Origin of the sequence: Kitasatospora phosalacinea, from assembly GCF_000717185.1 — a bacterium.
Classification (GTDB): Bacteria; Actinomycetota; Actinomycetes; order Streptomycetales; family Streptomycetaceae; genus Kitasatospora; species Kitasatospora phosalacinea_A.
On sequence record NZ_JNYE01000010.1, the window covers coordinates 1 to 18,776 of the forward strand.

Annotated in this window: 16 protein-coding genes; 9 read left to right on the plus strand and 7 right to left on the minus strand. The window is 74.6% G+C overall.

Translation table 11 applies throughout. The features are described 5' to 3' along the window. Window positions 1-575: glycosyltransferase family 4 protein (locus OO57_RS06060; protein ID WP_033251305.1), on the minus strand; the 575-nt coding region annotated here is incomplete at its 3' end. A 241-nt stretch (window positions 576-816) separates the two neighbouring features. Here OO57_RS06060 and OO57_RS39155 point away from each other — a divergent pair. Next, the gene (locus tag OO57_RS39155; protein ID WP_081973486.1) at window positions 817-1,893 is read left to right on the plus strand and encodes a glycosyltransferase; all 1,077 of its coding nucleotides are present in this window, start codon (window positions 817-819) and stop codon (window positions 1,891-1,893) included. A 31-nt stretch (window positions 1,894-1,924) separates the two neighbouring features. On the opposite strand, the gene cutA is transcribed toward OO57_RS39155, so the two are convergent. Then, window positions 1,925-2,251 (minus strand): divalent-cation tolerance protein CutA, encoded by a 327-nt coding sequence (gene cutA, locus OO57_RS06070; RefSeq protein ID WP_033251247.1) that lies wholly within the window; start codon window positions 2,249-2,251, stop codon window positions 1,925-1,927. Between the two features lie 203 nt (window positions 2,252-2,454). Between cutA and OO57_RS39160 the strand changes: the two genes are divergently transcribed. From OO57_RS39160 to OO57_RS06090, 4 genes are all read left to right on the plus strand, one after another. Continuing rightward, window positions 2,455-3,261: a thiol:disulfide interchange protein DsbA/DsbL gene (locus OO57_RS39160; RefSeq protein ID WP_051776693.1), complete on the plus strand. Its 807-nt coding sequence runs from the start codon at window positions 2,455-2,457 to the stop codon at window positions 3,259-3,261. A gap of 302 nt (window positions 3,262-3,563) precedes the next feature. Further along, complete coding sequence (locus OO57_RS06080; protein WP_033251248.1) at window positions 3,564-4,463, plus strand: ABC transporter permease; 900 nt, start codon at window positions 3,564-3,566, stop codon at window positions 4,461-4,463. Continuing rightward, window positions 4,453-5,652: a polysaccharide ABC transporter ATP-binding protein gene (locus OO57_RS06085; protein WP_033251249.1), complete on the plus strand. Its 1,200-nt coding sequence runs from the start codon at window positions 4,453-4,455 to the stop codon at window positions 5,650-5,652. Before OO57_RS06080 ends, OO57_RS06085 begins: the two co-directional genes overlap by 11 nt. Window positions 5,653-5,654: 2 nt before the next feature. Then, window positions 5,655-6,854: a glycosyltransferase gene (locus OO57_RS06090; RefSeq protein WP_033251250.1), complete on the plus strand. Its 1,200-nt coding sequence runs from the start codon at window positions 5,655-5,657 to the stop codon at window positions 6,852-6,854. Window positions 6,855-6,863: 9 nt separating this feature from the next. On the opposite strand, the gene OO57_RS06095 is transcribed toward OO57_RS06090, so the two are convergent. The 4 genes from OO57_RS06095 to OO57_RS06110 all read right to left on the minus strand — a co-directional run bounded on the left by OO57_RS06095 (window position 6,864) and on the right by OO57_RS06110 (window position 13,368). Beyond that, window positions 6,864-10,547 (minus strand): hypothetical protein, encoded by a 3,684-nt coding sequence (locus OO57_RS06095; RefSeq protein WP_033251251.1) that lies wholly within the window; start codon window positions 10,545-10,547, stop codon window positions 6,864-6,866. A gap of 72 nt (window positions 10,548-10,619) precedes the next feature. Then, a complete protein-coding gene (locus OO57_RS06100) occupies window positions 10,620-11,336 on the minus strand; it encodes an SAM-dependent methyltransferase (protein WP_033251252.1) in 717 nt (238 codons plus the stop codon). Between the two features lie 29 nt (window positions 11,337-11,365). After that, window positions 11,366-12,529, minus strand: coding sequence for a glycosyltransferase (locus OO57_RS06105; protein ID WP_051776695.1), 1,164 nt, complete (start codon window positions 12,527-12,529; stop codon window positions 11,366-11,368). A 77-nt stretch (window positions 12,530-12,606) separates the two neighbouring features. Next, window positions 12,607-13,368 carry a glutamate racemase gene (locus OO57_RS06110; RefSeq protein WP_033251309.1) on the minus strand — a complete coding sequence of 254 codons (762 nt, stop codon included), beginning with the start codon at window positions 13,366-13,368 and terminating at the stop codon, window positions 12,607-12,609. A 148-nt stretch (window positions 13,369-13,516) separates the two neighbouring features. Here OO57_RS06110 and OO57_RS06115 point away from each other — a divergent pair, with 148 nt between their 5' ends. Next, window positions 13,517-14,740, plus strand: a complete 1,224-nt coding sequence (locus OO57_RS06115) for an MFS transporter (protein ID WP_051776696.1) — start codon at window positions 13,517-13,519, stop codon at window positions 14,738-14,740. 77 nt (window positions 14,741-14,817) lie between these two features. On the opposite strand, the gene OO57_RS06120 is transcribed toward OO57_RS06115, so the two are convergent. After that, the gene (locus OO57_RS06120; protein ID WP_234337236.1) at window positions 14,818-15,651 is read right to left on the minus strand and encodes a polysaccharide deacetylase family protein; all 834 of its coding nucleotides are present in this window, start codon (window positions 15,649-15,651) and stop codon (window positions 14,818-14,820) included. Between the two features lie 571 nt (window positions 15,652-16,222). On the opposite strand from OO57_RS06120, the gene OO57_RS06125 reads away from it, so the two are divergent. From OO57_RS06125 to OO57_RS06135, 3 genes are all read left to right on the plus strand, one after another. After that, the gene (locus tag OO57_RS06125; RefSeq protein WP_033251254.1) at window positions 16,223-16,483 is read left to right on the plus strand and encodes a hypothetical protein; all 261 of its coding nucleotides are present in this window, start codon (window positions 16,223-16,225) and stop codon (window positions 16,481-16,483) included. Between the two features lie 221 nt (window positions 16,484-16,704). Beyond that, a complete protein-coding gene (locus tag OO57_RS06130; protein ID WP_033251255.1) occupies window positions 16,705-17,532 on the plus strand; it encodes a polysaccharide deacetylase family protein in 828 nt (275 codons plus the stop codon). Further along, a complete protein-coding gene (locus OO57_RS06135; RefSeq protein ID WP_051776698.1) occupies window positions 17,525-18,721 on the plus strand; it encodes a glycosyltransferase in 1,197 nt (398 codons plus the stop codon). The genes OO57_RS06130 and OO57_RS06135 overlap by 8 nt, the downstream gene beginning before the upstream one ends. Window positions 18,722-18,776 lie beyond the last annotated feature (55 nt).

Sequence of the window (18,776 nt, forward strand, 5' to 3'; positions counted from 1 at the left end):
GCCCGGGCCCGCCGCTCCGCCCCCACCCGCCCCAGCGCCAGCGGGTCCCGCCCCCGCGGCACCACGTCGATCCGCCCCCGCGCCACCCGCAACCGCGCCGCCATCGCCCCCGCCACGTGCTCCGTCAGCGCGTGGAACCGCCGCACTCCCTGCGCCGTCACCGCGTCCACCGCCTGCGCCGCCCGCACCTTCCACGGGCTCAACCCCCGCGCGTGCACGTGCTCCGGCCCGTACGCCGAGTTCACCAGGCTCGACACCACCGGCACCCGCGCCGCGAACGCCGCCGACCGGCCCAGCACGTCCGACTCGTACAGCGTCGTGTGCACCAGGTCCGGCCGCAGCCGCCGGAACTCCGCCCGCAGCGCCGACACCCGCGCCCGCCGCGACCCCCGCAGCACCGGGTGCACCCCCGCACCCGCCGCCCGCAACTCCTCCTGGAAACCGCCCGGCGACTCCTTCAGGAACGCCACGTGCAACTCCACGCCCGCCCGCACCAGCAGCGGAGCCATCGCCACCAGCCCCTGCTCCGCGCCGCCCACCCGGCTCACACTGTCGATCACGTACACCACGCGCACCGCGCCCACCCCCTCGCCCGGGCCACCCCCTGACCGCGCATCAGCATCCCAGCCGGACCCGCCCCCCGTCCGCCGAAAGCGAAATCAGGGGCCCGGCGAGACGCGCAACCAGGGGCCCGGGGAACGGCGGGCACGGGTCTGCTGCGGGTGCACCGCCGGTGCGCGCATCGGCTCCGGGTCCCGTTCCCCGGCCGTCCGGTTCCGCCCCCCGCCCCGCCCCGGCCCCGCTACGCTCGGCGCCATGGCCGACCCGCGGGTGCTCCACGTCATCACCGACCCCAGGGCCCGCGGCGCCCAGCGCCTCGCCCGCGACCTGCACCGGGAGCTGCTGCGCCGCGGACAGCCCTCCGAACTCGCCGCCCTGCACCCGCACCCCGACGCCGCCCCCGACGCGCCCGTCCCCGTCCTCGGCCCCTCCCGGCACCACCCCGCGACCCTGCGCGCGCTGCGCCGCGCCGCGGCCCGCGCCGACGTGGTCGTCGCGCACGGCTCCTCCACCCTGATGGCCTGCGCGCTGGGCCTGTTCGCCGCCCGCACGCCCTTCGTGTACGTCAACATCGGCGACCCCCGGCACTGGACCGCCGACCCGCTGCGCCGACTGCGGGTGGGCGCCCTCCTGCACCGGGCCGCCGCCGTCGCCGCGATCTCCCCGCACGCCGCGGACGTCCTGCGCACCCGCTTCCGGCTGCCCGCCCGCCGCCTGCACACCCTCCCCAACGCCCGCCCCGCCGACCGCTTCCCGCCCGCCGCGGACCGCGCCGCGAAGACCGCCGCCCGCGCCGAGCTCGGCCTGCCCGCCGACGCCCCGCTGATCGCCTGGGTCGGGGCGCTCAGCCCCGAGAAGCGCCCCGACCTGGCCCTGGCCGCGCACGCCCTGCTCCCGGAGTCCGCGGGCGTCCACCTCGCGCTGGCCGGCGAGGGCCCGCTGCGCCCCGCCCTCGCCCCCGGCCCGCGCACCCACCTGCTGGGTCCGCTGGCCGACCCGGCCCCGCTCTACCGGGCCGCCGACCTGCTGCTGCTCACCAGCGACTCGGAGGGCGTCCCCGGCGTCCTGATCGAGGCCGCCCTGGCCGGCCTCCCCGCCGTCGCCACCGACGTCGGCTGGGTCTCGGACGTGGTCCGCCCCGGCGAGGGCGGCCTGCTCGTCCCGCCCGGCGACCCGGCCGCCCTCGCCACGGCCCTGCGCACCCTGCTCGCCGCCGACCGCACCCCGTACGCGGCCGCGGCCCGCTCCCACGCCCTCGCCCACTTCGACCTCGCCGCCGTCACCACCGCCTGGCAGCGCCTGCTGCGCGCGGTCGCCCGCCCGAGGCCCTAACGGTCCGCGGTCCGCGCTCGGCGGGCCGTGCTCAGCGGTCCGCGGTCTCGGCCGCGACCCAGTCCAGGTAGGCGGCCGAGCCGGCGGCCACCGGCACCCCGACCACCTCCGGGGTGTCGTACGAGTGCTGCGCGACCAGGAACGCGGTCAGGCGCTCCGCCAGCGCGGCCCGGGTCTTGAGGTCGACGCGCCACTCGGCGCCGTCCCGCACCTCGCCGTCCCACCAGTACACCGACCGCACCGGGTACACCTGCGCGCAGGCCGCCAGCCGCTCGCGCACCGCCGCCGCGGCCAGCTCGCGGGCCCGGGCCTCGTCGTCGTGCGTGGTGGTCACCACCAGGAACTCGCCGTTCGTCATGGCCGCCACCGTAGTCGGCCCACCGGTGGCCGGACGCCGACGGACCGGCGAACACCCTTTGCGTACAACGGAACAGACGGGACGTCGAACGCCCGACGCACGTTCGACCCGCGCCGCCGCCGCACTGCTCCGATCCGGCGAATTCCGCCGACCGCGGCCCGCCCGCCTGGAACGCCGCGCACCGCGCCTGCCAGGCTGCCCGGGTGAATCCGCTGCTCAGAACCACTGTCCTGCTCGTCGTGGCCGGAGGCCTGCTGACCACCCCGGCCGTCGCCGAGGCCGCACCCGGCCTCCCCAAGCTGCCGCTCGGCCCGAACGGCCAGCACCTGCCGACCCCCGGCCACCCGCTCACCGCCCTCCAGCCGTCCGGGCCCACCCAGCAGCACGCGCCGCTGCCCGCCACCCGCCCGCTGGAGCCCGCCGCACCGTCCTCCGCCGCACCGGCCTCCTCCGCACCGTCCGTGTCCGGGCCGTCCGTGTCCGGGCCGAAGGTCCAACGGGCCCACGAGGCCGTCGAGTTCTTCTGGTACGACTGCTCGCACTCCGCCCTGCTGGAGCAGCCGCTCACCCGCTGGGCCGCCAAGCACCAGGCGGACGTGACGCTGCGCCGCGTCCCGGCGATCTGGACCGGCAGCCCCGACGAGGCCGAACAGCGGGCCCACGCACGGCTGTTCTACGCCCTGGAGCAGCTCGGCGAGGTCGACCGGCTGCAGGCCGCGGTGTTCCGGGCCGTCCGCGAGCAGCACGCGGGCCTGACCACCGAGCAGACGGCCGCCGACTGGGTGGCCGGGCAGGGCGTCGACGCCGCGAAGTTCCGTGCCGCGTACCGCTCCGCGGAGGTGGACCGGGCGGTGGAGGAGGCGCCGAAGCTGTTCGCGCAGAACCAGGTCACCGAACTGCCCACCGTGGTCGTGGACGGCAGCGGCCGCACCTCGCCCACCCGGGCCGGCGGTGTGGACGGCATGCCCGCCGCCCTCGACCAGTTGGTCGCCGACCAGCCCACCCCCTGATCCCCTCCCCGCCGAACTCCCTGGCCGGAAAGGGCGGTTCGGTCCGGAACCGTCCCGTACCGGGCTGAGCTGCCGCAATCTTCACCGAACCCGCCCCCGGCCCGCACACTCTGTGTCATTGTGGTCCGCGGGTCGGCCGGGCAGCACCGGCGGCCCGGCCCCGACGGCAGCGGTGCGCCCGGTTCCCCCGGCCCGCCCGCACCCGGGGCCGGGGGGAGGCCGTCCGGGCTCGGAACCGGCGGCGGCAGACAGACGGCACAGGCACCAGGGGCGACCACCGCCTCCGGGGAGGGCGGGAGTCCGTGGGGGGACAGCGCGCGCAGGTCATCGACGAGCAGCAGGACCGGGCCGCCCCGCCGGGTGCCCCGGTCCCGGCCGGGCCGCCGCCCGAACTGGTCTTCAAACGACGGCTGCGCCCCCTCCAGGTCGCCCACGAGCTGTGGGCTGCACGGGAGTTGGTGCGCGCCCTGGCCGAGCGCGACCTGCGCGCCCGGTACAAGCAGGCGGTGCTCGGCTTCGCCTGGGCGGTGCTGACCCCGCTGGCGCTGTGCGCGATCTTCACCCTGGTGTTCCACCGCGCGGTCAAGATCGAGACCGGCGCGGCCCCGTACACGCTGTTCGCCTACGTGGGCCTGATCGTCTGGCAGTTCTTCTCCAACACGATGAACCAGGGCGCGCTCAGCCTGGCCAACAACCTGAGCCTGCTGAACAAGGTGTACTGCCCGCGCGAGGTGTTCCCGCTCGCCACCATGCTGGTCGCCACCGTCGACATGGTGATCGGCATCGGCGTGCTGGGCCTGATGTTCCTGGTGTTCTGGACGGCCCCCGCCGCGACCTTCCTGTGGGCGCTGCCGCTGCTGGCCATCCAGTTCGCCTTCACCTACGGCATCGCGCTGATCCTCTCGGTCGCCGTGGTCTACCTGCGCGACGTCCGCCACCTGCTGCCGATCATCACGCAGATGGGCGTCTTCGCCACCCCCGTCGCCTACCCGCTGGCCAAGATCCCGCAGCGCCTGCAGGAGATCTACGTCGGCATCAACCCGCTCGGCGCCGTCATCGAGGGCTACCGCAAGGCGCTGCTGTACGGCGACGCCCCCGACGCCCGGATGACGCTGATCGCCGCGGCCAGTTCGCTGGTCTTCCTGGTCGGCGGGTACCTGGTCTTCAAGAAGCTGGAAACGGGGATCGCCGATGTCGCGTGACTACCCTCTCGGCACCATCCGCACCGAGCAGGTCTGGAAACGCTTCCGCGCCGACCAGCAGCGGATGCTGCTGCGCGACCGGGTCGACCAGATGGCCCGCCGCCTGCGCGGCGACCGCGGCGAGGACTGGCGCTGGGCCCTGCGCGACATCAACCTGCACATCGAACCGGGCGAGTCGGTCGGCCTGATCGGCTCCAACGGCTCCGGCAAGTCGACGCTGCTGAAGATGCTCACCCGGGTCATGTACCCGTACGCGGGCGTCATCGACGTGCGCGGCCGGATCGGCGCCCTGATCGAGATCCGGGCCGGCATCCACCCCGACCTGACCGGCCGGGAGAACATCTACCTGTTCGGCGCGCTGCTCGGCCTCAAGCGCCGCGAGGTCGCCGGACGCTTCGACGACATCGTCGAGTTCGCCCGCCTCGGCGGCGCGATCGACCGGCAGGTCAAGTTCTACTCCTCCGGCATGCAGATGCGCCTGGGCTTCGCCGTCGCCGCCTACCTGGAGCCGCACGTCCTGCTGGTCGACGAGGTCCTCGCGGTCGGCGACGCCGTCTTCCAGCAGCGCTGCCTGGACCGGATGCGCGAGGTCGCCGAACAGGGCACCACCATCGTCTTCGTCTCGCACGACCTGCCCGCCGTGCAGTCCATCTGCCGCCGCGGCGTCTGGCTCGAACAGGGCACCGTCCGGGTCGACGCCGGGATCAAGGACGCCCTGGCGGGCTACCGCGACTCCATCGAGGCCCAGTCCGAGGCGAGCGCCCGGGTCGGCGAACCCCTGCAACTGCTCAAGTACGAGGTCCGCGGCGAGGACGGCGACGCCACCACCCTGCACACCGACGAGCCCGTCACCGTCGAACTCACCCTCGGCGGCGACTACCGCGGCGACGCCACCCTGCACCTGGGCGTCAGCGAGGGCACCTCCAGCCCGATCTTCCAGATCAGCCACGAGATCCGGATGACCGGCGGCGACCACCGCGTCGCCTGCGTCATCCCGCGGCTCCCCCTTCCCCGCGGCCGCTACACCCTGTGGACGGGCGTCTACTCGATCGGCAGGACCGACGGCGGGACGCTGATGAGCTGGCACTCCGCCGGGCAGTTCGACGTCTTCGGCCCGATGCTCGACACCCCGCCGCGCGCCGTCGTGATGGCCGCCCCCGTCTTCGTCCCGCACCAGTGGGAGGACTGAGCATGCGTTCCGTCCGGGTCCTGGTCCACCTCAACAACCTCGCCCTCGGCGGCGCCCAGCTCAACGCCGTCGACATCGCCCGCACCCTGCGCGACCGCGGCCACCAGCCGGTGCTCTTCGCCCAGGGCGTCGACGGACCCGCCCCGCTGGTCGACCTCGCCGCCGAGCACGGCCTCGACCTCGTCGTCGCGGGCGACCCCGGCACCCCGCACGCCGTCGTCCGCGCCCGGCTCTCCAGGCTCGCCGCCGAGCACGGCTCCCAGGTCGTCCACGCCTGGGAGGTCCGCGCCGCCCGCAACGCCTACTTCGGCCCCGGCCGCCAGGGCCGGATCCCGATCGTCACCACCTTCTACGGCATCCGGATGCTCCGCGGCATGCCCCGCTACCAGCCCCTGGTCCTCGGCCTCGGCGCCCTCGTGCCCGACGGCCGGGCCTTCGGCCACCGCGACGTGCGCCTGATCGAACCCCCCGTCGACACCGACTCCGACGCCCCCGGCGCGGTCTCCGGCGCCGCCTTCCGCGCCGAGGTCGGCGCCTCGGACGGCCGGCTCCTGCTCTGCATCGTCACCCGCCTGGTCTCCGGCCTGGAGAAGGACGCGGGCGTCTCCCGCACCATCGCCGCCCTCCGCCTCCTCGACGACCCGGACCTCGTCCTCGCCGTCGTCGGCGGCGGCCCCAGCGAACAGCACCTGCGCGCCGAGGCCGCCGCCGTCAACGAGGAGCTCGGCCGCGAAGCGATCGTCCTCACCGGCCAGCGCCCCGACCCCCGCCCCGCCTACCAGGCCGCCGACATCGTCCTCGGCATGGGCGGATCGGCGCTGCGCGGCCTCGCCTTCGCCAAACCCGTCATCGTCCACGGCGCGAGCGGCTACACCGCCGTCCACGAACCCGGCCCCCTGGTCGAACCCCACGCCTCCCGCTGCATGTACGGCCACGGCGACCACCCCGCCGACGCCAAGGCCCTCGCCGCCCAGATCCGCACCCTCGCCGACGCCCCCGACCGCCGCGCGGAGCTGGGCAGTTGGGGCCGCGACTGGGTCGTCGGCCGCTTCTCCCTCGGCCACGTCTCCACCGCCTTCGAGGAGATCTACCGCGAACTCCTCCGCCAGCCCCCCGGCCGCACCGCCTGGCTCCGCGACCTCGAACAGATGACCCGCTACGAGTTCGTGAAGCCCACCGCCCGCCGCCTGCTCGGCCGCTGACCCGCTCCGTCACCCCTCCGCGAGCGGAACGAACGGGATCGCCTCACGGATCAGGGCCACCGGGTCGGGCGCGTCGTGACCGAGGACGCGCAGCCACTCGGCGACCCGGGGGAGCGGGGCCTTCAGCTCCACAGCAGCCATGAGTGGCACGTGCGGGGAGTGGCGGACGGTATGGGCTGCCATCCCCCAGAGGCGGCTGGCCGTGTGCTGGGGCAGGTCGAACGGGAGCTCGACGCAGGACGTGGGGAGGCCTTGGGCGTTGAGACGCGCCGCGAGATCGGCCGGACCGATCCCCAAGTCACGTGCCGCCGAGAGCAGAGCAGCGAACGGAACGCTGTCCGTGACGAGTTCGTTGCTCATGCCCAGGTCGCGGAAGAGATGCATCAACGCACCGTCGGCAGTGCTGCCCTCCGGAAAGGTGCTCGACTCGGCGCTGCGCCGGGCGATCCACTGCGCGATCGCCAGGAACAACGGGCTGCTCATGTCCAGAGTGTGCCGGATCGGGAGACGGCCGCCCTCCGGTGGGAAGAAGCGGCTGACCAGGGGCAGGAATTCGGTGACCGGAAGGTCCCCCAGGGGCGGGCAGCTGTAGCCAAGGTCCTCGAACGTACGGACCGTCTCGGCGAGGGACCGCCCGCTGAGGACGGCGGATCTCAGGAGGTGGTTGGGTGTGACGGACTGGTCGACCCACGGTGCCGCGTTGTCGAAATCCCTGCTCAGCAGAACTGCCGTGGGGCTCGTAATGTGGTCGGGGATTCCGGCCGGGTCGATCGACAGTCCCAGATCGACGAGTTGCCGTGCCATCTCGACCATGGAGTGCCCGGCCGCTCTGCTCATCGCAGCGAGGTAGCCCAGGGGCACCGGTGCACCGGGCTCCAAGGTGCCGTTGCTTCCCCGGTCGAAGATGTACCCGTCGACGCTCAGGGCCGGAATCCGCTGGTAGGCGGCGGCGATCGCGGTGACCTCGTCGGTCACCGTGAGATCGAGTGCGCGCATCAGTTGCACACCGTCGGAGACGGCACCGCGCATGGCCCGCAACTCGGAGACCGACACAGGAAGCGAATCCCACCAGTCGCGGATCCTCAGCTCCCTGAGCCGTTGGGCGACCACGGAGAGCGGTTTGGGTAGGAGCGGCTGCATCTTGAAGACGTAGGTGAGCGCGCTGCCCCGGTTCACCACGTGTCCGGGCGCCGGGGCCGTGGAATTGTCGAGAAGATGATCCAGAACGAGCTGGTCGGAGGGAAGGGCGGGGAGTAGGCAGCCGATTCGGTCCAGCTCGGGGACGGCGTCGGTCAGGGCGGCCGACCAAGGATTGGGACGGTGGGCCAGGAGGCGCCACAGCAGCCACGGCCAAGGCAGACTGTTCATCTCGGTCGGCAGCGGTGGGAAGCGCTGGGAGTGGTCGGATCGTGGAACGAATTTGCGATCAGTGCCGTAGAAACCGCCGCGGCTGACGAGTTCCAGGAAAGAACTGGGCGGAGCGGTGCTCACCACCTGACGCACCGTGGAAGTGAGGAGATCGGCGAGCCACGGGTCCTCGTCGGATACTGCGCTCAACCAACTGTCGGTCAGGAGCCCGTGGTCGTCCTCCACCAGGGCGCGGGCCGCCGGGCGCAGCAACGCGTGCAAGGTTTCCGATACGTCGTCGAGGATCGTCGTCCGGTCGACCGACAGGTTCTTCGGAGAGTACGGGCCGGTGAGGTTCACGACGACACCGGACACGTCGATGGTCGGCTGAGCCTCGGTGTCGCTTCGGGAAGCGACGGAGGAGATGTACAGGCCGTCGACGAGCAGATCACCGCCGCGTTCGCACCAGATGACCTGGGCGCCGGGAGGAGCACCTTCCCAGGGCACCAGCTTTCCCGCGGCAGAGACCCCGCCTCTTCGGTCCACGTGATCCGCCCGCTGGCGCAGCTGCCGGGGCTCCCAGCGTACGACGTGCTCGCCGTGCGTGGCCACCGTCTCGAACTCGGCGATGCCCAGGAGTCGTTCGAGCACGTTCACCGCCGACCAGTCCTCCGGCAGCACCTCCTGGTCGAGGTACAGCCGGATCGTGGTGCCCGGCACGGTCCGTGCGGCACCCGTCGGCTTGATCGGGAACAGGTGGCCCGGGCCGTAGATGGACGCTTCCAGTTCCGGGCCGCACCTGTTCTCGGGGTCCATCCGGCACGTGGTGACCGTCATCCGCTCGCCGAGCATGAAGTAGCTGAGGACACCGATGCCGAAACGGCTGTTGGGGTACAGCTCGACCGGCGGGGGGGCGGGCCGCCCCTTCTCCCGTTCCTGCCTCAACTCCTGCTGCTCGGCGAAGCGTTCGCCCGCCTTGGAGAAGACGCCGCGCAGTTCGGCCTCGCCCATGCCGACGCCGTTGTCCCGGCACTGCAGGTACGGCCGGCCCTGTGCGTCGATTCCCTGTTCGAAAGTGATCTCCCCCCGGTACCCGGAGTCCTCGACGCCGAGGCGGTCGCGCGCCAGGAAGTCGGCGCGGGCCCTGCGGTAGCGGCAGGCGTCCAGCGCGTTCTGGTACAGCTCGCGCACCGCCAGGTCCCGGTCGCGGTAGAGCTGGACGCCCATCAGCAGGGCCTGCATCCGCCGCTCGTCCAGGCGGAACCGGGCCGTCTCCTTGAACGCGCCGGGGACGGGCGCGACGTTCGCGGCGGACAGCCGCAGCGGCAGGCCGGTCACCTCCGGGTCGAGCGTGCGCTGGACGGCGTGCAGCAATTCGTCGGCGTGGTCGATGTACTCGCGCAGGGCCTCGACCACCGCCTGGTGGTGGCACTCGGCCTTCAATACGGGCAGTTCGCGGGAGCCGCCCCAGGACGAGGCCCGCAGGGTGGCGTGGAGCTGGGACAGGACGACGGGGTCCTCGATGCCGAGGTGGTCGGCGACGATCTCCGGGAGCGCGGTGTTCTCGAGGGCGAGGGCGTGGGCGAGCGCGGTCAGCAGGGTCAGCCGCTTCGGCCGGACGTACTGCTCCTCGTCGCAGTCGATCCGCTCCCGGTCCCGGAGCTCCTGCAGGAACTCCGGGTTCGCCACCCCGATGCCGCGCCGCAGCCCGTCCAGTGCGGGGAGGACCACCGCGGGCAGGAGCGCCGCCCGCACCTCGGGGCCGGTCACGGCCGCGCGCAGCCCGGTGACGGCCGCGGGGTCGGCGAGGCCCGCCTGGCGCGCGAGGTGGCGGTGCCACAGCCAGCCGGCCAGGTCGGGGTCGGTGCGGGCGCGGTCGGCGAGTCGCCGGTGGTCCTCGCCGTAGCCGTCGGTCGGCCGTTCGCCGCAGGCGAGTTGCATGGTGCGCAGCCGGTACAGCATCGGCAGCAACACCAGCACGGCGGCCTCCGCCGGGTACAGCAGCCCGTCGGCCGAGGTGCCGGGCAGTCGGCCGACGGCGCGCACGAAGCGTCGCACCACGTCCGGGTCCTGCCAGGGGTCGTCGGCCAGCGGCGGAGCCAACCGGTCGCGCACGCGGGCGAGTTCCTCCGCCGCGCGAACGGTCTGCCACTTCCACGCCTCGGTGTCGCCCCCGGGACGCAGCTGGGACCAGACGGCGGACTTGAAGACCAATTCGGCCCACTCCTCCGTGGGCGGACCCGGCTCCACGGGGGCGGCGTGGACGTGCACAGTACCGATGCGCGCTGCCTGGACGAGGTTGTTCACCGCGCTGCCGCTGACCGTGTTGCTGTTCTGCTGCTCCACCCGCGCCTGGCTCCCCTCCGGACTGGGACGACGAGCGTACCGGCCCGCGAGGGGACATGACGAACAGTCAGCCTATGCGCTCCGGCGCAGCACCAGGGTCACGAAGCCGAGCGCCTCCCGCTGCCCGCCCAGCCACTGCTCGCGGTCGTCGGCCGCCGCCCGGAGGGCCCGGTCGCGGTCGGGGCCGGGCGGTCGGTCGAGGGCCCAGTCGGTGAGGGAGCCGGTGCGGGCCCAGGCGTAGGCGTCGAGTTCGGTGCGGCTGGAGGTGTGTCCGGCGACGGGCAGCCAGCCGGCGTCCCGGATCGCGGCGACCGTCCCGGCCAGGTCGCGGGCGGCGGGCGCGGGTTCGCGTTCCCGGTAGGGCTCGCCGAGCAGCACCGCGCCGCCCGGGGCGAGCAGCGGGCCGATCGCGGCGAGGGCCGGGGCGGGACCGCCGAAGGTGCGGGTCGCGCCGATGCACAGGACGGCGTCGAAGGGCTCGGCGGTGGTGAACTCCCGTGCGTCGCGGTGGTGCAGGCCGAGCCGCCGGTCGACGCCGAGCTGCTGCGCGGTGCGCAGGGCGGTGCGCAGCGCCCCCGGGTCGGTGTCCACGCCGACCGCCCGCAGGGCGGGGTGCGCGGCCAACGCCCGTACCAGCCAAGGGCCTTCGCCGCAGCCGAGGTCGAGCAGCCGCCCGTCCTCGCGGCCGCGCAGCAGCCGCGCCAGCAGGTGGTGCACCGCCCCGTCGGAGAGGGGTGCGGCGATCGGGTGGTCGTGGTGCGCGATCCGCGAGACCTCGTGACGCTCCATCGTGGGATCCTGCCCGCCCCGGCCGGGGGCTACTCGGCGCGCTGCGGCTGCGGGTAGGTGCGCCCCTTCCAGGCGGCGCCGCGGCCGCGCCAGTGCTGGACGGCGGAGTCGACGGTCATCAGCAGGTACAGCAGCGCGGTGAACGGCAGCAGCGGCGCGGCGGCCGCGGGCTGCCCGTAGTAGCGGAGCATCGGCAGGTACGTCCCGGCCATGACGGCCCACCCGGCCAGTCCCGCCCCGGCGGTCCACCACGCCCCGGCCGCGGCCCCGGCCAGCGCGGCCACCGGCGGCACCAGGTAGACCAGCGCGAGGCCCGCCACCGTCCCGGCCAGCAGCAGCGGCGAGTAACGGAGTTGGGCGTACGCGCTGCGCGAGACCATCCGCCACAGCGGGCCCAGGCCGGGGTACGGGCGGACGGAGTCGACCAGGTCCGCGAGGCCGAGCCACGTCCGGCCGCCGGTGCGCTTGACCGCGCGGGCCAGCGACACGTCGTCGATGACGGCGCCGCGGATCGCCGCGACCCCGCCCGCCCGCTCCAGCGCGGAGCGCCGCACCAGCGAGCAGCCGCCGGCCGCGGCGGCCGTCCGGGAACGGGGGCGGTTGGAGCGGCGGAAGGGGTACAGCTGGGCGAAGAAGTACACGAACGCGGGGACGACCAGCCGCTCCCAGCGGGTGGCGACCCGCAGCCGGGCCATCTGCGAGACCAGGTCGAGGCCGCCTCCCTCGCCCGCCGCGACCAGGGCCCGCAGCGAGCCCGGACGGTGCGCGATGTCGGCGTCGGTCAGCAGCAGCCACTCGGCCTCCGGGGCCTGCTCGACGCCGTGCCGCAGCGCCCACAGCTTGCCGGTCCAGCCCTCGGGCAGCGGCGGGGGAGTGGTGACCGCCAGCTCCAGCCCGCCGGTGCGCCGCGCCAGCTCCCGGGCGAGCCCGCCGGTGCCGTCGGTGCTGTGGTCGTCGACCAGCACCACCCGGGCCCGCCCCGGGTACTCCTGGGCGAGCAGGCTCGGCAGCGACACCGGCAGCACCCCCGCCTCGTCCCGCGCCGGGACCAGCACCACCACCGACGGCCAGGACACGGGCTCGCCGCCCCCGCGCGGCAACCGCTGATCGGTCCGCCAGAACCCCCCGTGGCACAGCGCCAACCACACCCACACCAGCAACGACACCACCGAGACCCACCACAGGACCGTCACCCGGGCAGTCTGCCCGATCCGCCCCGACCCACCCCCGAGGCACGACGGGAGCCCGCGGCGGTTCGGAGTTCCGCGGGTCAGACCCGGGCGGGGGCCGTCAGCAGTGCGCCCTGCGGGTACGCGAGCGCTTCGGGCCGGAGGGCGGACGGGCGTCCGGAGTGCAGGACGGTGAGGGTGCCGTTGCCGGGGCGGGTCTCGGGGCCGAGGCGGCGGAGGGTCTGGGCGGCGATCGCGTCCGCGGAGCCGTGCAGCCGGGCGGGGCCGGTGAGGGCGGCGGCGATCCGGTCGTCGATCAGTTCGTAGTGGGTGCAGCCCAGGACCACGTCGGTGGTCGCGGCGGGGGTGCGGGCGGCGGCGGAGGCGACGGCGGCGGCGATCGCGTCCTCGTCGGCCCGTTCCACGGCTTCGGCCAGTCCGGGGCAGGCCACTTCGTGGACCTCCGCGCCGCCGCCGAACTCGCTGATCAGCCCCTGCTGGTACGCGCTGCCGGTGGTCCGCGAGGTCGCCCAGATCGCCACCACCCCGCCGGCCGCGGCGGCGGGCTTGATCGCGGGCACCGTCCCGATCACGGGCAGTCCGGGTTCGAACTCGGTCCGCAGCCGGGCCAGCGCGTGCACCGTGGCGGTGTTGCACGCCACCACCAGCGCCTCCGGCCGGTGCTCGGCCGCGGCCCGGGCGCACGCGAGGGCGTGCGCGGTGATGTCCTCGGGCGTCCGCGGGCCCCAGGGCATGCCGTCGGGGTCGCAGGAGACGACCAGGTCCGCGTCGGGCCGGGCCCGGCGGATCGCGGCGGCGGCGGCGAGCAGTCCGATTCCGGAGTCCACGAGGGCGATCTTCACGAGCACCGACTCTACCCCGTGCCCTCCGGGCGGGATCCGGGCGGGAGCTGTCGCCGGGGCCCCGGCCTGCTCCGTTTGACTGACAGTACGACCGCCGTACGGGCGCGTTCCCGGACCCCCGCGGCGCGCCCGCCCAGGGTTGGGTCTCATGGGACAGCTGACAGCATCGAACGAGCAGGTGCCGACCGACGACAAGGTGTCGGGGACGGCCTACACCAACCTGGTGGTCGCCACCGTCGGCTTCGCGCTGACCTTCTGGGCCTGGAACCTGATCGCCCCGCTGGCGGGCGAGTTCGACAAGACACTGCACATGTCGTCCTTCGCCCAGTCCTTCCTGGTCGCGGTGCCGGTGATCGTCGGCTCGCTGGGCCGCGTCCCGGTCGGTGCGCTGACCGACCGCTTCGGGGCGAAGCTGATGTTCCCGCTGATGTCGGCGCTGACCATCGTCCCGGTGCTGCTGCTGATCCCGGCCCGCAGCTCGTACGGGGCGCTGCTGGCGGTCGGGTTCTTCCTCGGGCTCGGCGGCACCACCTTCGCGATCGGCGTGCCGCTGGTGAACTCCTGGTTCCCGCCGAGCAAGCGCGGCCTGGGCATCGGCGTGTTCGGGATGGGCATGGGCGGCGTCGCGCTGTCCGGGTACTTCACGCCGCGGCTGTGGAAGCACGGCCACGACCTGCCGTTCTGGGTGATGGCGATCGCCCTGGCCGTGTACACCGTGGTCTCCTTCTTCCTGCTGCGCGACCGCCCCGACCGGGTGATCCCCACCGCCTCGCTGGCCTCCCGGCTGGGCCGGGCCGGGAAGCTGCGGGTGACGTGGGAGCTGTCGGCGCTGTACGCGATCGGGTTCGGCGGCATCGTCGCGTTCGGCGTCTACCTGCCGACGTACCTGAAGACCTGGTACGAGCTGTCGGCGACCGACGCGGGCACCAAGGCCGCCGGGTTCGCGCTGGTCACGGTCATCTTCCGGCCGTTCGGCGGCTGGCTGTCGGACCGCGTCCACCCGGCCGTGGTGACCTGCTGGGCGCTGGCGGTCACCGCGCTGTTCGCGATCGTCCAGGCGTTCGACCCGGACCTCAGCCCGATCGGCACGATCGCCTTCCTGGTGATGGCGGCCGGTCTCGGCACCACCAGCGGATCGGTGTTCGCGCTGGTCGCCCAGGTCACGCCGGTCGCCCAGGTCGGGTCGGTGACCGGCATCGTCGGCGCGATCGGCGGCCTGGGCGGGTTCGTCCCGCCGCTGGTGATGGGCGCGATCTACAGCGCCAAGGGCAGCTACTCGATCGGGTTCATGCTGCTCTCCGACCTGGCCCTGGCCGGTGCCGTCTACGCGATCGGCCGGATGCGCTCCATCCGCCCCACCGCCACCACCTGACCGCGCCGTCCCCGTACGGCACGGGCCCGCATCCCCGGAACACGGGGGTGCGGGCCCTTTGCCGTTCCGGAGCGGCGCTACGCCTGCGCGCCGAGCAGCCGCTGCACCGCCGGTTCCAGGCCGGACAGGATGGTGTCGAAGCGGCGCGTCGAGGTGGTCGAGTCGACCTGCAGGCGGCTGATCCGCAGCGGGTGCGCGGGCAGCCGCGGGCCCAGCCGGTGGTCGGAGAGGAAGCCGAGCCGGTAGCCGAGGCGGCGCAGCACCGCGTCCGCCCGCTCGTCGAAGCCGCCGTCCGGGTAGGCGAACGCGGACGGGGCCTCGCCCAGCCAGCGGGTCAGCGCCCGGTGCGCGCCGCTGATCTCCGCGTGCACGGTCGCCTCGTCGCAGCGCCGCAGCGACGGGTGCCCCAGGGTGTGGTTGCCGACCGCGACGTCCGCGTCCCGCAGCGTGCACAGGTCCTCGGGGCGCAGCTGCTCCTGGGCCGGGGGGCGGCGGTGCGCGGAGACCCGCAGCTCGGCCAGGCTGCGCCGGCGGTCCGGGTCGGGCATGGCCTTGAGCAGGGCCAGCACCCGGCCGGGGTCGGCGCCGCCGGGCAGCATCCGGGCCCGGCCGCCGTGCCGGGCCAGGAACGCGGCCTCGTGCCACCAGAACGGCTTCTCGGTGCCGACCAGCTCGGCGATCACGAACGCGGCCGCCGGGATCCGCCGGGCCACCAGCTCCGGCAGGGCGTGCCGCAGCACGGTGCGGTCCGGGTCGTCGAAGGTCACCAGCACCGAGCGCGGCGGCAGCGGCCGCCCCTCGGCCAGCGCACGCTCCACGTCCTGCACCGACACCGGGGTGGCCAGCCGCCGCAGCCGGTCCAGCTGGGCGCCGAACGAGGCCGGGTCGGTGATCCCGTGGTACGCCAGCACGGCCAGGCACTGCGCGGCGCGCGCCCGGAACAGCGGCTGGGCGGGGCTGAAGCGCAGCCAGCTGCCCCGGTCCCGCTCCCGGGACCGGCGCGGGGCGGCCGCGGTGGACGACGGGCTGGGGCGGGGCGCAGACGGCAGCGGCGGTGGTGGCGTACGACACGGTTCCCCCCTCGGTCGCCGGCAAGCGGCGTGGCGGTACCGTCGGCAGGCGGAGCCCGGCCTCCGACCCCGGGCGCGGCGGCTCCGCACCCGAGTGATCTAGCCCGCGGCGGACACTCCCGATTCCGCTCGTCGGACGGCTCCTGGATCGCTCAATGTAGTGGAGACCCACGACGTCCCGGGATGGTTGTACGCCGGACGGCGAGATTTCGCGGACGGTCCGGAAACGGTCCGAAAGGGACGCGGAAGGCGCCCGGAAGCCCTTGCACGCGGACCGCCGCGGGACGGCCGCGGGACGGCCGCGGGACGGTCGCGCACGCCTCCGCGGGACGGCCGCGGGACGGCCGGGCCGGGCCGCGCAAGGGCCGGAGGACTGTGGCCCGCTTCCCCGCACCGGGTTACCGTGGAAGGCATGGCAGACACCCGAAGTGACCGCGCCGCTACCCGCTGGTCCGCGCTGTTCGGCGGCTGCGCGCTGCGCCGCCACCAGCCGCTGCTGGCCCTGGTCGGCCTGCTCTGCGTCGGGATGGGCATCGCGGTGGCGGTGCTGGTCCCGGAGACCGACGGTCCGGCCTGGGTGATGGCGGTGGCGGGCTGCCTGGCCGCCGGGGTGCTGCTGCTGGTCCGGATCGGCCTCGGCCTGCTCCGCCCGGGCGGCGGCGCCACCCCCTGAAGCGGCGGGCGGACCGCCCGGACGACCCCCCGCCGACCGGAAAACGTCCACCAATGGGACAGGACCGGTCGGACCGGCTGATTTTCGGCCTACCTACGCACTTCTTTCACGTTTCAGGGGCACCAGCCCCACACTTCCCCCTACTGTGATGCGCATCGCCCGCGGCAGCCGCGGGCCGGGGGAGTCACAGGTCCGGTGCGGGGGCACCGCGAGGGGGATCCATGGCGAGCACCGCCGCCCAGGCCGGGGGCATCCGGTCGAAGGTCAAGCAGCAGCTGGCCCGCGCGGCAGGACGGGTACCGGGCGAGGGCGCCACCGTCCTCATCTACCACCGGGTCGGCGGCGGCACCGCCGACGAGCTCGACCTCGCCACCGCCGACTTCACCGCCCAGGCCGACCTGCTCGCCGAGCTCCCGCCCGGCCGGGTCGTCCCGCTGGACACCGCCGCCGACCGCCTCGGCGCGGGCCTGCGCACCCCCAGCACCGTCCTCACCTTCGACGACGGCTTCGCCGACACCTACGAGACGGCCTGGCCGCTGCTGAAGGAACGCGGCCTGCCGTTCACCGTCTACCTGGCCAGCGGCCTGGTCGGCGGCCCGATGCGCTGGGAGGGCTCCACCGCCAAGGGCGCCCCCGCCACCGGCCTCAGCTGGGAGCAGCTGCGCGAGATGACCGCCTCCGGGCTGTGCACCGTCGCCAACCACACCCGCAGCCACGCCCGCCCCGAACTGCTCACCACCGCCGAGCTCGACGCCTGCGGCGACGACGTCGAGGAGCACCTCGGCACCCGCCCCAAGCACTTCGCCTACACCTGGGGCCGCCCCGTCCCGCACATGGACGCCGCGCTGCGCGCCCGCTTCCGCACCTCCGCCACCGGCCAGGTCGGCCGGAACCTGCCCGGCTACGACCCGGTCCGCTTCCACCGCGTCCCCGTCCGGCGCACCGACCCGATCGACTTCTTCCGGGCCAAGCTGTACGGCCGCCTCCTCCCGGAGCGCGCCTACGCCCGGATCGTCGCCACCGCGAAGGCGGTGGGCGCCGGTGCCTGAACAGCAGCCCGCCCTGCCCCTGCGGCTGCGCGGCGAGGGCGGCCGCCCGCTGCGGGTCGCCCACCTCACCACCGTCGACATGTCGCTGCACCTGCTGCTCGCCACCGAACTGACCGTCGACGTCGAGCACGGCCTGCGCACCCACGGCATCAGCGCCCCCGGCCCCTACCTGGAACGGATCGAGCAGATCGGCGTCCGGCACCGGCCGCTGCCCTCGCTCACCCGCGCCTGGCAGCCGCGCGCCGACCTCGCCGCCGCCCGCGAACTGCTCGCGGCGCTGCGCGAGATCCAGCCCGACGTGCTGCACACCCACAACCCGAAGACCGGCGTGATGGGACGCGTCCTGGGCCGGCTCGCCCGCGTCCCCGTGGTCGTCAACACCTGCCACGGCCTGTGGGCGCAGGCCCACGACCCGCTCGCCAAACGGCTCGCCGTGCTCGGCGCCGAGGCGGTCGCCGCCCGCTTCTCGCACGCCGAGCTCTACCAGAACGCCGAGGACCGCGCCACGCTCGCCAAGTGGGGCGTCCCCGCCGGGCGTTCGCGCGTCGTCGGCAACGGCGTCGACCTCGACCGCTTCCCCGCCCCCGGCCCGGCCCGGGACGCCCTGCGCGCCCGGCTGCGCACCGAACTCGGCCTCGCCGAAGACGAGTTGCTGGTCGGCGGAGTCGGCCGCCGGGTCGCCGAGAAGGGCATCCGCGAGTACGCCGAGGCCGCCCGCGCGCTGGCCGGCAAGGCCCGTTTCGTGTGGATCGGCCCCGACGACCCCGACAAGCCCGACGCCCTGCGCGCCGCCGAGGCGGGCCTCGAGTTCCTCGGTCCGCGCGACGACATGCCCGCCGTGTACGCCGCCCTCGACGTCTTCGTCCTCCCCTCCTACCGGGAGGGCTTCTCCCGCTCCGGCATGGAGGCCGCCGCCAGCGGCCTGCCCCTGCTGCTCAGCGACATCCGCGGCTGCCGCGAGATCGGCACCCACGACCAGCACCTGCTGCTCGCCCCGGCGGCCGACGCCGCCGCCCTGACCACCGCGCTCGACCGGCTCCTCACCGACCCCGAGCTGCGGATACGCCTGGGCGCGGCGGCCCGCCGCCGCGCCCTCGACCAGTTCGACCAGCGCGCGGTCGCCCGGGTCTCGCTGGAGACCTACGCCGCCGTCGCCCGCCGCCGCGGGCTGCGCTGGACCACCGACTGAGCACCGACCGAGCACCTGCCGAGTACTGCACCGCCGCGAGCCGAGCAGCTGAGGC

Coding starts and splice junctions, on each gene's coding strand:
- OO57_RS39155 (WP_081973486.1), top strand. CDS start 817: ATGGCCGACCCGCGGGTGCTCCACGTCATCACCGACCCCAGGGCCCGC.
- cutA (WP_033251247.1), bottom strand. CDS start 2,251: ATGACGAACGGCGAGTTCCTGGTGGTGACCACCACGCACGACGACGAG.
- OO57_RS06085 (WP_033251249.1), top strand. CDS start 4,453: ATGTCGCGTGACTACCCTCTCGGCACCATCCGCACCGAGCAGGTCTGG.
- OO57_RS06090 (WP_033251250.1), top strand. CDS start 5,655: ATGCGTTCCGTCCGGGTCCTGGTCCACCTCAACAACCTCGCCCTCGGC.
- OO57_RS06100 (WP_033251252.1), bottom strand. CDS start 11,336: ATGGAGCGTCACGAGGTCTCGCGGATCGCGCACCACGACCACCCGATC.
- OO57_RS06115 (WP_051776696.1), top strand. CDS start 13,517: ATGGGACAGCTGACAGCATCGAACGAGCAGGTGCCGACCGACGACAAG.
- OO57_RS06125 (WP_033251254.1), top strand. CDS start 16,223: ATGGCAGACACCCGAAGTGACCGCGCCGCTACCCGCTGGTCCGCGCTG.
- OO57_RS06130 (WP_033251255.1), top strand. CDS start 16,705: ATGGCGAGCACCGCCGCCCAGGCCGGGGGCATCCGGTCGAAGGTCAAG.